The organism is Microterricola pindariensis, assembly GCF_002936985.1.
In the GTDB taxonomy this organism is placed as follows: domain Bacteria; phylum Actinomycetota; class Actinomycetes; order Actinomycetales; family Microbacteriaceae; genus Microterricola; species Microterricola pindariensis.
In genome coordinates this window covers 1-11,514 of sequence record NZ_MPZN01000085.1, presented here as the reverse complement: position 1 = coordinate 11,514, position 11,514 = coordinate 1, and the positions used below count along the sequence as shown (strand labels likewise).

At 72.1% G+C, this 11,514-nt stretch carries 12 protein-coding genes; 3 read left to right on the top strand and 9 right to left on the bottom strand.

Annotated elements, in window-relative coordinates; all coding sequences use genetic code 11:
• On the top strand, positions 1–603 hold a 603-nt coding region (locus GY24_RS15885; protein WP_193953627.1), incomplete at its 5' end, for an isochorismate synthase.
• A gap of 23 nt (positions 604–626) precedes the next feature.
• Here GY24_RS15885 and GY24_RS15880 read toward each other — a convergent pair.
• The 4 genes from GY24_RS15880 to GY24_RS15865 form a co-directional block, all read right to left on the bottom strand.
• Entirely contained in the window at positions 627–1,310 is a 684-nt protein-coding gene (locus GY24_RS15880) for a VOC family protein (protein ID WP_104477436.1), read from the bottom strand.
• 95 nt (positions 1,311–1,405) lie between these two features.
• Complete coding sequence (locus tag GY24_RS15875) at positions 1,406–2,266, bottom strand: polyphosphate kinase 2 family protein (RefSeq protein ID WP_104477434.1); 861 nt, start codon at positions 2,264–2,266, stop codon at positions 1,406–1,408.
• A 67-nt stretch (positions 2,267–2,333) separates the two neighbouring features.
• Positions 2,334–4,172 carry a 2-succinyl-5-enolpyruvyl-6-hydroxy-3-cyclohexene-1-carboxylic-acid synthase gene (gene menD / locus GY24_RS15870; RefSeq protein WP_104477432.1) on the bottom strand — a complete coding sequence of 613 codons (1,839 nt, stop codon included), beginning with the start codon at positions 4,170–4,172 and terminating at the stop codon, positions 2,334–2,336.
• Positions 4,165–4,620: a PLD nuclease N-terminal domain-containing protein gene (locus GY24_RS15865; RefSeq protein WP_133161223.1), complete on the bottom strand. Its 456-nt coding sequence runs from the start codon at positions 4,618–4,620 to the stop codon at positions 4,165–4,167. The genes menD and GY24_RS15865 overlap by 8 nt, the downstream gene beginning before the upstream one ends.
• A gap of 84 nt (positions 4,621–4,704) precedes the next feature.
• Between GY24_RS15865 and GY24_RS15860 the strand changes: the two genes are divergently transcribed.
• Positions 4,705–5,025, top strand: a complete 321-nt coding sequence (locus GY24_RS15860) for a DUF4229 domain-containing protein (protein WP_104477430.1) — start codon at positions 4,705–4,707, stop codon at positions 5,023–5,025.
• Positions 5,026–5,144: 119 nt separating this feature from the next.
• Here the strand turns inward: GY24_RS15860 and GY24_RS15855 are convergent, their stop codons facing one another.
• From GY24_RS15855 to GY24_RS15845, 3 genes are read right to left on the bottom strand one after another with little or no spacing between them, the layout of a single operon-like run.
• Complete coding sequence (locus GY24_RS15855) at positions 5,145–6,107, bottom strand: 1,4-dihydroxy-2-naphthoate polyprenyltransferase (protein ID WP_104477428.1); 963 nt, start codon at positions 6,105–6,107, stop codon at positions 5,145–5,147.
• Positions 6,108–6,158: 51 nt separating this feature from the next.
• Entirely contained in the window at positions 6,159–7,361 is a 1,203-nt protein-coding gene (locus GY24_RS15850; protein ID WP_233279419.1) for an AMP-binding protein, read from the bottom strand.
• An 8-nt stretch (positions 7,362–7,369) separates the two neighbouring features.
• Positions 7,370–8,281, bottom strand: a complete 912-nt coding sequence (locus GY24_RS15845; RefSeq protein WP_083362645.1) for a 1,4-dihydroxy-2-naphthoyl-CoA synthase — start codon at positions 8,279–8,281, stop codon at positions 7,370–7,372.
• Positions 8,282–8,317: 36 nt separating this feature from the next.
• Between GY24_RS15845 and GY24_RS15840 the strand changes: the two genes are divergently transcribed.
• On the top strand, positions 8,318–9,322 hold the full coding sequence (locus tag GY24_RS15840) for an o-succinylbenzoate synthase (RefSeq protein WP_104477424.1): 1,005 nt from the start codon (positions 8,318–8,320) through the stop codon (positions 9,320–9,322).
• Between the two features lie 108 nt (positions 9,323–9,430).
• Here GY24_RS15840 and ccsB read toward each other — a convergent pair whose 3' ends face one another.
• Together ccsB and resB are read right to left on the bottom strand one after the other, a co-directional pair.
• A complete protein-coding gene (ccsB, locus tag GY24_RS15835) occupies positions 9,431–10,420 on the bottom strand; it encodes a c-type cytochrome biogenesis protein CcsB (RefSeq protein WP_104477438.1) in 990 nt (329 codons plus the stop codon).
• Between the two features lie 46 nt (positions 10,421–10,466).
• Positions 10,467–11,514 (bottom strand): cytochrome c biogenesis protein ResB (gene resB / locus GY24_RS15830; RefSeq protein WP_145958847.1); only part of this gene is annotated, 1,048 nt, incomplete at its 5' end.

Genomic DNA, 11,514 nt, shown 5'->3' with positions numbered 1-11,514 from the left:
CTCGTCGGATCCAGCCCGGAGACGCTGATCCGCGCGCACCACGGCGATCTGAGCGCGCGCGTGCTGGCCGGCACGATCTCCCGCGGCCCCGACCCGGCCTCCGACCAGGCCGCGGCCGTGGCCCTCGCCACCTCGGAGAAGGACAACGACGAGCATGAGTTCGCCGTGCAGAGCCTGCTGGCCACGCTGCGCCCGCACGCCACCCACGTCGCCGCCGACGAGGTGCCTTTCACGCTCAAGCTGCCGAACCTTTGGCACCTGGCCACCGACATCGAGGGCACGCTGAGCGACGGCTCGACCTCGCTCGACCTGATCGCCGCCCTGCACCCGACGGCCGCCGTCGCGGGCACGCCGACGGATGTCGCGCTCACCCTGATCGACGAGCTGGAGCCGTTCGACCGTGGCCGCTACGCCGGGCCGGTCGGCTGGGTGGACGCAGCAGGCGACGGCGAGTGGGCGATCGCGCTGCGCTGCGCCCAGATCGACGCCGACGGCGGGATACGCGCATATGCCGGTTGCGGCATAGTCGCGGAGTCGCAGCCGGAGCAGGAGCTCGCCGAGTCCCGGATGAAGTTCCGCCCGATGGTCGACGCCCTGCTCTAGCCGGCACGGCCACTCCCGGGCGGTCATGCTCGGGCGGCCACCGTCGCACCGAGCCCCGACCGGTAGCGGCCGGCGCGCGGGGCTCCAACGAGCTCGATCTGCAGCGGGGCGGCCGATGCCGCGGCATCCGCGGTCGGAAACCAGGTGCGTCCATCGTCCACGACGATGAGCAGCGCGTCCGCGGTGCCGACGGCGGCGAAGGACGCGGAGACCCCGGCGAAGCGCTCCAGCCCAAGCTCGGCAGCGAGCTCCGCGACGGCCTCCTGCCCACTCGGCACGGCGAGCCCGACCTCGCTGACCAGGAGCATGCCGCCCGGCCCGAACGGCTCGACCCGGTCGTTCGGCAGACCTTGCCTGGCGATGAACTCGAGGACGATGCCGTCGGGGCCGAGGAAGTAGACGGAGTCGGAGTGCCACGGCTCCCCCAGCGCGAACCCGCTCTCGCCGTCCAGCTCGATGACGGCCGTGCGGCTCTGCAACCAGTGCCGCGCCTCGGCGAATTGGTTGCGCGGCACGGTGATCGCCAGGTGGTTGACGGGATGCGTGGCGGCGCCCGCCCCGAACGGCACGAAGCGCAGCTCGGTGCCGCCGATCTGCACCGTGCAGGCGCCGGCGCTCCGGGCGAGGGGCAGCTCGAGAGTGCGCCCGTAGAACTCCTCGACGGCGTCGAGGCTGCTGGCGGTGAGGGCAACTGTGGAGAAGCGCATGAGGGGTCCGTTCGGCTGGGTGGGCGGCAACAGCCCCCACTCAACTGCCTCAACCGAGGTGGAGGTCAAGCCCGATCCGTAACCGCTTCTGCCGGTTAGGATTCGGCGAGTCGCTTCTTCTCGTGCTCGACGTCGAAGTCCGCGACCGGCCAGCTCAGGTTCATGCCGCGCAAGGCATCTATCAGCAGCGATTGCACGGCGAGCCGGGCGTACCACTTCTTGTCTGCCGGGATCACGTACCAGGGGGCATCCGGCGTTGACGTCCGGTCGAACACCAGCTGGTAGGCCTCGCGGTACTGCGGCATCAGCAGGCGCTCGTCGATGTCGCCGGGATTGAACTTCCAGTGCTTCTCCGGTCGGTCGAGCCGCTCCTGCAGGCGCGCCTTCTGTTCGTCGGCACCGAGGTGCAGCATCACCTTGATGATCGTGGTGTCATCGTCAGCGAGCTCCCGCTCGAAGGCGTTGATCGCGTCGTAGCGGCGCTCGATCTCGGCGGCCGGGGCGAGCTCGCGCACCCGCCCGATCAGAACGTCCTCGTAGTGCGAGCGGTCGAAGACACCGATCTTGCCCGCGTCCGGGACGTGCGGCCGGATGCGCCACAGGAAGTCGTGGGCGAGCTCATCGGGCGTCGGCTTCTTGAAGGCCGTGATCTGCACACCCTGCGGGTCGACGGCCCCGATGACGTGGCGGAGGATCCCGCCCTTACCCGCGGTGTCCATCGCCTGCAGCACGAGCAAGATCTTGCGCTTGTCGCCGAGCTGGCTGTTCGCGAAGAACATCTCCTGCAGCCCGTCGAACACCTCGGCGCCGGCCGCGAGGTCCGCAACCGCGCTCTTCTTGTCACCCGGGTAGCCGGGCGTGGAGCCGGTGTCCACGTCGGCGAGCACGAAGCCGGGGCCAACCCGCAGGCTCTCGCCCGGCTCCACGTCCCAGAGGCTCTCTGCTGCATGGCCCACGATGGCTCCCCTCGATTGCGTAGGGCCATCTTGCCGCGTGCCGCTGCCCGCCGCTAGGGCGGCGCGGTCAGCGGGGCAGCGGAACCTCGATGATCGTCGGGCCGGTGACGGCCGCGGTGAGCGCCTCGCTCAGGCCGCCGCGGGTGGTCACGCGGGTGTGCGCCCAGCCTGCGGATACCGCGACGGCGGCGAAGTCGGTGTCCTGCGGGGTGTACTGCACCCGGTCGAAGGCGTCCCCGGGTGCGCGCTGGGCCACCTCGAGGGAGTCGAAGATGGTGCCGCCGCCGTCATTGCCGATGATCAGCTGCAGCCGGGGGCGTGCCTCCCCCACACCGAGGAACAGCGAGGAGACGTCGTGCAGGGCGGCGAGGTCGCCGAGCACGACGCGCACCAGGCCCGCGCCCTCCGGCGCGGCCAGGGCGATGCCGATCGCGGTGGCGATGGTGCCGTCGATGCCGGCGAGGCCGCGGTTGGCGTGCACGGGGATCTTCTTGCCCGGTACGACGCGGTCGGCCTCGCGGATGAGTCGGCTGGCGCCGAAGACGAGCCGGTCCATGGGCCAGCTGGCCGCCCAGACGGCCTGCATGAGGCTGCTGCGGGTGAGCGGAGCCCGGATCGCGCGGAACTCGGTGGCGACGTACTCGCGCTGCGCCGCGAAGTTCTCGACGTGGCCGCCGAGGGCGACCCCGCTGCGCAGCGGCGCGGTGGCGGCATCCGCGTCGGCCGTCGCGGCGGAGCCGGCCGGGCTCTCTGCCGCGTCTCGGATGCTCCGGCTGGCGTGCACCCAGCGGCCGACCCAGCGGCGCTCCTCAGCGCTGGCGGCGCCGTCGTCGGTGTGCACGGCGAACACGCGTTGGGCGGAGCGCGACGGGTTGAACCACTCGCGCCCGACGGGGTCGACGACGACGGTCTCGACGCCGGGGCGGGCGATCAGGGCCGGCACCTCGCGGCTGAGCGTGGGGTGGCCGAAGACGATGACGCGGTCGACCTGGTCGCCGAACTCCGGCGCCCACTCGGGCGAGCCGAGCAGCTCGCGGGCGGCGACGACGAGGTTCGGCCCGAAGCGGGAGCCGCTGGACACCTCGGCGAGCAGCGGCCAGTGCCCGGCGCGGGCGAACGCCTCGGCCTCCGGGCCGGCGCCGGCGCCGGCGACGACGACGGTGCCGATGCGCCTCTCGATGTGCGCCGGCTCGGCGACCGGGTCGCCCGTCGGCAGGGCGGATGCCGCGGCCGGCCGCGGCGCGCGGGCGGTCTCGACGTCCAGCTCGGCCCGGAACCGGTCGAGCGCTGCGGGCGGGATCGGCGCGGAGAGCGGCTCGCGCAGCGCCAGGTTGAGGTGCACGGGCCCGGGCTCCGGCGTGCCAACCGCGAACTCGAAGGCGCGCGCCGCGAGGGCGGTGGCGGTGCCGGCATCCGTCGCCTCGTCGGGGGCGTCGATGTCTGCCGCCAGGCGCACGGCGGGCCCGAACAGCCCGGCCTGCAGGGTGGTCTGGTTGGCGCGGATACCGCGGAGCTCGTGCGGCCGGTCGGCGCTCAGCACCAGCAGCGGCACCCGGCCGTGGTGGGCCTCGAGCACGGCGGGATGCAGATGAGCGGGGGCGCTGCCGGAGGTGGTGATCACGGCGGCGGGCACGCCGGACTCGACGCCGATGCCGAGGGCGGTGAAGCCGGCGCTGCGCTCGTCGATGCGCACGTGCAGCTGCACGGCGCCGAGGCGCTCCAGCTCTGCGGCGGCCAGCGCCAGCGCCTGCGAGCGCGAGCCGGGGCTGACCACCAGGTGGCGCACGCCGCGGCGCACCAGCTCGGTGAGCAACGCCCAGGCGAAGTCAGTGGCCGGGCTGCCGCTGCCGGCGGGCTCGGCCGCGCTCAGTGCCGGCTGAAGCCCAGATTCGGTGCGCTCAGGCATCCCGCGAGCCGGAGGGGCCGGGGGCGTCGCCGGTCTCGTCGTTGCCGCCCGGGGTTGCGGCGCCGGGGCCGTTGCCGGGGGTGGTGCCGGGCCCGGTGCCCTTACCCGAGGCGCCGGGGCGGGGTGCGCCGCCGTCGAGGTCGGAGAGCTCCTGCTCGAGCCTGCGGATGCGCTGCTCCTGCTGGGCGTCACGGCCGAGCTGGCCGAGGAACTCGAGGTCGTCGTCCGGGGCCACGGTGCGGGGGCCGCGCGGCGAGGAGCCGCGGCGGCCGCGTCCGACGACGAACCAGAGCAGGGCGCCGATCACGGGCACGAAGAGGATGGCCAGAATCCAGGCGAAGCGGGGAAGGCCCCTGATGCGGCTGCGGTCGAAAAGCGCGGCGTCGACGAGCGCGTACACCGTGAGCACCACGGCCGCGACTGCGAGTCCAAACAGCAGGCGGGTCATGCCCCCAGTCTAGGCCGCGAAGTGTGGGAGCAAGCTGGCGGTCTGCCCGGCAGGCGTCCAGCGGCTCTCGCCTACACTGAGAGGGTGAATAAGCGCTCCTGGATCACCTTTACCGTCGTGCGGCTGCTGGCCTTCTTTGTGCCGTTGATCGTGCTGCTGTTCATTCAGGTGAACCCGTGGATCGCCACGGTGCTGGCCGCCGTGATCGGCCTGTGCGTCTCGTTCATCTTCTTCCGCAAGCCGCGTGAGAGCGTCGCCCGCGAGCTCTACGAGGTGCGTCACGCCGAGAAGGCGCCCGTCCGCGAGGACGACGAGGTCGAGGATGCCGTTCTCGACGCGCTCGGCGAGACGCCCGCCGCCCCGGCCGCCGAGGCCCCCGCAACCCCCGAGCAGCGCCAGAGCTAGCTGCAGCGCGGCGCCCGCGCCGCGGCATCCGCTTCAGAAAAACAGGAGGAGATCCCCACCGGGCCGCATGTGCGGCCGGCGGGGCTCTCCTCCTGTTTTTTGCGTGGAACCGGGGGCGCCTAGAAGGCGAATGCGGCCCCGAGCGCCAGGCCATAGCCGAGCGCCGTGAAGCTGGTGAGCTTGAGCGCCAGGATCAGCTCGGGCGCCGTCTTCGCCGTCGCGGCGATGATGCCAGCCGGCAGGGCCAGCAGCAGCACGAAGAACGTCAGCCAGGCGAGCGGGTAGAACAGCGCGAAGAAGCCGGCGATCGCGAACGGCACGAACAGGAACACGCAGAACAGCACCTTGCCGGCGCGCGGCCCGACGAGCACGGCGAGGGTGCGCTTGCCGGCGGCGGTGTCCGGGGCGACGTCGCGCAGGTTGTTGACCATCAGCACCGCGCAGGCGATGAGCCCGATCGCGATGCCGCTGAGCCAGCTCTCGGTGTTGATGGTGCCGGCCTGCACCCAGGTGGTGCCGCAGGTGGCGACGAGGCCGAAGAAGACGAAGACGAAGACCTCGCCGAGGCCGTAGTAGCCGTAGGGGTGCTTGCCGCCGGTGTAGAACCAGGCGGCGGCGATGGCGGCGGCGCCCACGGCGAGCAGCCACCACTGCTGGGTGATGAGCACGATCGCGAGGCCGGAGAGCGCGGCGAGGCCGAAGAAGGCGAAGGACACCACGAGCACCTGCTTGGCAGCGGCCGCCCCGGAGCCGGTCAGCCGGGCCGGGCCGATGCGGTGGTCGTCGGTGCCGCGGATGCCGTCGGAGTAGTCGTTGGCGTAGTTCACCGCGATCTGCAGGCAGAGGGCGACGACGAGGCAGAGCACCGCGAGCACGGGCTCCCAGTGTCCGTTGCCGTTGGCGACGACGGCCGCCCCGGTGCCGAGCGCGACCGGCGCGATGGCCAGCGGCAGCGTGCGGAGCCGGGCCCCGGAGACCCAGTCACCGGCCGTCGCGCCCTGCGCCCGGGCCGGCGTCTTGCCGCCGTTCTTGCCTGCTCCGTTTTTCCCTGCGCCGGGTCGTCCCGTCGCTGCCGGATTCATTCGCTGTTGCTTGGGCCTCGAGGGCCGGGAGGATGCTGCCACACCCCCATGCTAATCCCGCGTTCGCGCACCATCCGCTGCGATCAGCCGGGCGAGCGCGGCGCGGTCGAGTTTGCCCGACGGCAGCTGCGGCAGTTCGGCGACGGTGTGCAGGGCGCGCGGCCGGGCCGCGGGGCCGAGGGCGGATGCCACGGCCGCACGCACGCGCTCGAGGTCGGCGCCGTCACCGGCGCCTGCGGCATCCGCCCTGGCCACGACGATCGCCTGCCCCCACACCGGGTCGGCCAGGGCGACGGCGACGGCGGACTCGAAGCCGCGCTGGGCGTGCAGCACGCGCTCGACGGCCTCGAGCGAGACCTTCTCTCCCCCGCTGATGATGACGTTGTCGGAGCGGCCGAGCACGCGCAGCCGCCCGTCGACCAGCTCACCGAGGTCGCCGGTGCGGTAGCGGCGGTCGCCGTGGTGCTCGGTGAAGGCGGATGCCGTCCGCTCGGCGTCCAGGCTGCCGTCGGCGGCCAGGTAGCCCTCGGCCAGCATCGGGCCGCCGAGCTCGATCAGCCCGCCGTCGCCCTGTTCACCCGCGAGGTGCAGCCGGGTGCCGTGCAGCGGCACACCGTCGTAGACGCAGCCGCCGGCCGTCTCGGAGGAGCCGTAGGTGCGCGTCACGCGGAGGCCGAGCGCTTCGGCGCGAGCGATCAGCGCGGGGGGCGTCGCCTGGCCGCCGACCAAGATCCGGTCGAAGCGGCGCGCGGCGGCGAGCACAACGGCGTCCGCCTCGGCCGCCTCGACCACCCGGGCCAGTTGCACCGGCACCAGCGAGACGAAGCGCAGCGGGGCGTCCATCCGGGCGGCGTGCTCGGCGAAGACGAGCGGGTCGAAGTGCCCGGCGGGCAGGATCACGGGCTCGGTCTCGGTCTCGGCGACGATGGAGCGCACCAGCACCTGCGCACCGGCGATGTAGTGCGTCGGCAGGGCGAGCAGCCACTGGCCGGCGCCGCCGAGGGCGGCCGCGGAGGCCGCCGCCGAGGCCAGCAGCGCGTCTGTGCTGAGCGCGACCCGCTTCGGGGTGCCGGTGGAGCCGGACGTCTCGATCACCAGGGCGATCCGGCGCGGCACGCGGATTTCGACGGCCTCAGCCGGCGGCGCCGCCGCCGCGGGCAGCACGGCGGGACCGTCGCCCGAGAGCGCCGCGCGCAGCGCCAGCAACACGGCGTGCGCCGCCGCGCCGTCCATCACCCGCAGGGGCCTGGTCATCATTCGGCCTAGAACTGCCAGGGGTAGGGCGACCAGTCGGGTTCGCGCTTCTCCAGGAAGGAGTCGCGGCCCTCGACGGCCTCGTCCGTGCCGTAGGCCAACCGGGTGGCCTCGCCGGCGAAGACCTGCTGTCCGACCAGTCCGTCGTCGACCGCGTTGAACGCGAACTTCAGCATGCGGATCGCGGTCGGCGACTTGGTGAGGATCTCCTGGGCCCACTCGAGCGCGACGGCCTCAAGCTCGGCGTGCGGCACGACGGCGTTCACTGCGCCCATCTCGTAGGCGCGCTGCGCCGAGTACTCGCGGGCCAGGAAGAACACCTCGCGGGCGTTCTTCTGCCCGATCTGGCGGGCGAAGTAGGCACTGCCATAGCCGGCGTCGAAGCTGCCGACGTCGGCATCCGTCTGCTTGAACTTGCCGTGCTCCTCGCTGGCGATGGTGAGGTCGCACACGACGTGCAGCGAGTGCCCGCCGCCGGCCGCCCAGCCGGGGACCACGGCGATGACGACCTTGGGCATGAAGCGGATCAGTCGCTGCACCTCGAGGATGTGCAGGCGGCCCGAGCGGGCGGCGTCGATGCCGGATGCCGTCTCGCCCTCGGCGTACTTGTAGCCGTCGCGGCCGCGGATGCGCTGGTCGCCGCCGGAGCAGAACGCCCAACCGCCGTCCTTCGGGCTCGGCCCGTTGCCGGTCAGCAGCACGACGCCGATGCGCGGGTTGACCCGGGCGTCCTCCAGCGCGGCGTAGAGCTCGTCGACGGTGCGCGGCCGGAACGCGTTGCGCACCTCCGGCCGGTTGAAGGCGACGCGCGCCACCCGGCCGTCAAGGCTCTGGTGGTAGGTGATGTCGCTGAGCGCCTCGAATCCGGGCACCTCGCTCCACTGGCTCGCGTCGAAGATCTCGGAAACCTGGGCAGTCATGCTCCCAGCCTATGACCGCGGTGCCAGACTGGGCACATGACCCAGTCGCCGCTGCCGGAGCTCGCCGAGATTCTCACCCACGCGCGGGTGGTCACCCTGCCGATGGTGACCAAGTTCCGCGGCATCACCGTGCGCGAGGCGGCACTCTTCGAGGGCCCGGAGGGCTGGACCGAGTTCTCGCCGTTCGTCGAGTACGACGACGCAGAGGCGGCGAACTGGCTGCGTGCCGCGATCGACTTCGGCTGGCGGGCGACCCCTGCCCCACTCCGCGAGCGGATCCCCGTGAACGCCACGATCCCGGGCATCCCGGCCGCACAGGTGTCCGAGGTGCTGGCCCGCTTCCCCGGATGCCGCACCGCCAAGGTCAAGGTGGCCGCCAGCGACCAGACGCTCGCCGACGACGTGGCCCGCGTGCGGGCGACCCGCGAGGCGCTCGGCCCGGAGGGACGGGTGCGCATCGACGCGAACGGCGGCTGGAACGTCGACGAGGCCGAGCACGCCCTGCACGCCCTGGCCGAGTTCGACCTGGAGTACGCCGAGCAGCCCTGCGCCAGCGTGGAGGAGCTCGCCGAGATCCGCCGCCGCACGGCCTACATGGGCATTCCGATCGCCGCCGACGAGAGCGTGCGCCGGGCCAGCGACCCGCTCGCCGTGGCCGCCGCGGGCGCCGCAGACCTGATCGTGATCAAGGCGCAGCCGCTCGGCGGTATCCGCCGGGCCCTCGACATCGTGCACCAGGTGGGCCTGCCCGTCGTGGTGTCCAGCGCCCTCGACACCTCGATCGGCCTGAGCATGGGTGCCGCCCTCGCCGCGAGCATTCCCGATTTGGAATACGACTGCGGACTGGGCACGGCCTCGCTGCTCGCCGCCGATGTCACGACGGACCCGCTGCTCGCCGACGGCGGCTCCATCGCCGTCCGCCGGGTGCAGCCCGACGCGGCCCTGCTCGGCCGGTACGCCGCGGCGCCGGCCCGCCGCGACTGGTGGATCGCCCGCATCGCCCGCGCCTACACCGTGCTCGAGCGCGAGCGCGCGCTGTAGCCCGCAGGCCGCACGCCGCCCCGCCACGCAAACACGCCACTTCCGCATAGTCTGCGCCAGCTGAGCTGGCGCGGACTCGGCGCAAGTGGCGTGAGAGCAACTGGCGGCTTACAGGCCCGAGTAGGCGTGCAGCCCCTTGAAGAAGAGGTTGACGATCGTGTAGTTGAACAGGATCGCCGAGAAGCCGATGATCGACAGCCAGGCAGAGCGGGAGCCGCGCCAGCCGCGGGTCGCGCGGGCGTGGATGTAGCCGGCGTAGATGACCCAGATGATGAAGGTCCAGACCTCCTTGGTGTCCCAGCCCCAGTAGCGACCCCAGGCCGCCTCGGCCCAGACAGAGCCGGCCATCAGGGTGAACGTCCAGAGGATGAAGCCGACGATGTTCACGCGGTAGGCGAGGCTCTCCAGCTTGTCGGCCGGGGCCAGCGTGTCGAGGAAGCGCAGGCCGCGCGAGCGCTTCTCGAGCGGCTGGGCGACGCGGCGGGTCTGCATCAGCTGCACCACCGAGAGGCCGAAGCCGAGCGCCATGAAGCCCATGCTGGAGGTCGCGACGAAGACGTGGATGACGAGCCAGGCCGACTGCAGCGACGGCGGCAGCGGCACGACGCTGACGTAGAAGTTGACGGTCGCCAGGCCGAGCAGGAGGACGACCATGCCGGTGACGAAGGTGCCGAGGAAGCGCAGGTCGAACTTGATGTTGACGATCAGGAACACCGTGACCATGACCAGCGTGCCGGTCATCGCGAACTCGTACATGTTGGCCCACGGCACGCGCTCGGCGGCGACGCCGCGCAGCACGGTGGCGGAGAGGTGCAGCAGCCAGCCCACCACGGTCAGCGCCATGCCGACGCGCAGCGCGGGCGAGCGGCCGTAGTCGACAGTCCCAAGCCCGACGCGCTTGGCGGCGGCGGATGCCGGGGCTTCCGCGGTCAGCACGGTTCCGCCTGCCGCGTTCTGCGCCGCGGTGCCCGCGACCGCAGCACCGGAGGCAACGCCTGCGGCGGCCTCGGCCGCGGCATCCTGCACCGCGCCCACGACCGCCGAGCGCTTGGCGAGGTCGATCGAGAATGCAATGAATGCCAGCGCGTAAACGGCCATGGCCGAATAGAGCGCGATGATGGAGATTTCGTCGAATGCCACGGAGTTAGCCTAGGTCGCTTGTCTCGCCAGCGCGAGGGGTGGGGGCGGATGGGGTGGAGGATGCTGCGGGATCGACATCGGGGATGCCGAGTCCGGCGGCGTGCTTGCTCGCGAGGGCCGCGACGGCCTCGTCGAGCGCCGGGTCCTCGCCGCGGGCCAGGCCCGCGTACTCGAGCCGCAGCGAGCCGTCGGACTCCTCGATCGCCTTCACCCACACGCGGCGGCGTGGGACGAACAGCGAGGTGCCGAGGCCGAGCAGAACGAGCACCGCGAAGAACGCGACCCAGAACTGGGTCGGGTCATGGTGGATGTCGAAGGAGGCGAAGCGGTGCACGCTGTGCGAGTAGTCGCTCACCGGCTCGCCGGCGGCCGGCGCGTTCGGGTCGACGTTGTCGAAGCTCACGGTGCCGAGGCCGCCCGGCAGCTCGGCGCTCTGGCCGGGCATCAACTGGATCGAGTCGACGCCCGTGTCGCCGCGGGTGAGCTGCGTCATGGAGTCGATGTCGAGGGTGTAGACGGAGGTCGGCGTGCCGTCGTCGATGCCGAGGTCGCCCGAGTAGACGTCGAGCGTCAGCATCGGGAACTCGAGATCGGGGAAGCTGGAGAAGAACGGCGGCTCGCTGGCGGCCTGCGTCGGGTAGAAGAAGCCGATCATGCCGACCTGCTCGGCCAGGCCGTCCGGCACCTTGACGACGCCGAGCGAGGTCAGCTGCGCGTCCTGCGGCAGGAATGGGATGGAGTCGGTGAAGACGACCTCGCCGGCCGGGTTGGTGACGGTGATCGTCGGCGCGTAGCCGTTGCCGAGCAGGTAGACGTCGGTGCCGCCGGTGCGCAGCGGCTCATTGACCTTGACCTGCTCCTGCACCGGCTCCTGCCCCTTGTGCTCGACGGTCACGTTGGCCGCGAAGTCGGTCGGGGCGCCGAAGGCGTCCTGGTTCTCGGTCTCGTAGACGACGTCGAAGCTGTCCAGAGTGAGCTTGTACGGCTCGAGCGAGTCCGGGTCGAAGAAGCGGCCCGGGTTGAACGAGTCGAAGGCGAGCAGCGTGTTGACG

Excerpts from the sequence above, each read along its gene's own strand:
- GY24_RS15880 (WP_104477436.1), bottom strand. The coding sequence starts at position 1,310 with ATGCGCTTCTCCACAGTTGCCCTCACCGCCAGCAGCCTCGACGCCGTC.
- GY24_RS15845 (WP_083362645.1), bottom strand. The coding sequence starts at position 8,281 with ATGACTGCCCAGGTTTCCGAGATCTTCGACGCGAGCCAGTGGAGCGAG.
- menD (WP_104477432.1), bottom strand. The coding sequence starts at position 4,172 with ATGCCTGAGCGCACCGAATCTGGGCTTCAGCCGGCACTGAGCGCGGCC.
- GY24_RS15855 (WP_104477428.1), bottom strand. The coding sequence starts at position 6,107 with ATGAATCCGGCAGCGACGGGACGACCCGGCGCAGGGAAAAACGGAGCA.
- ccsB (WP_104477438.1), bottom strand. The coding sequence starts at position 10,420 with ATGGCCGTTTACGCGCTGGCATTCATTGCATTCTCGATCGACCTCGCC.
- GY24_RS15865 (WP_133161223.1), bottom strand. The coding sequence starts at position 4,620 with ATGACCCGCCTGCTGTTTGGACTCGCAGTCGCGGCCGTGGTGCTCACG.
- GY24_RS15840 (WP_104477424.1), top strand. The coding sequence starts at position 8,318 with ATGACCCAGTCGCCGCTGCCGGAGCTCGCCGAGATTCTCACCCACGCG.
- GY24_RS15850 (WP_233279419.1), bottom strand. The coding sequence starts at position 7,361 with ATGACCAGGCCCCTGCGGGTGATGGACGGCGCGGCGGCGCACGCCGTG.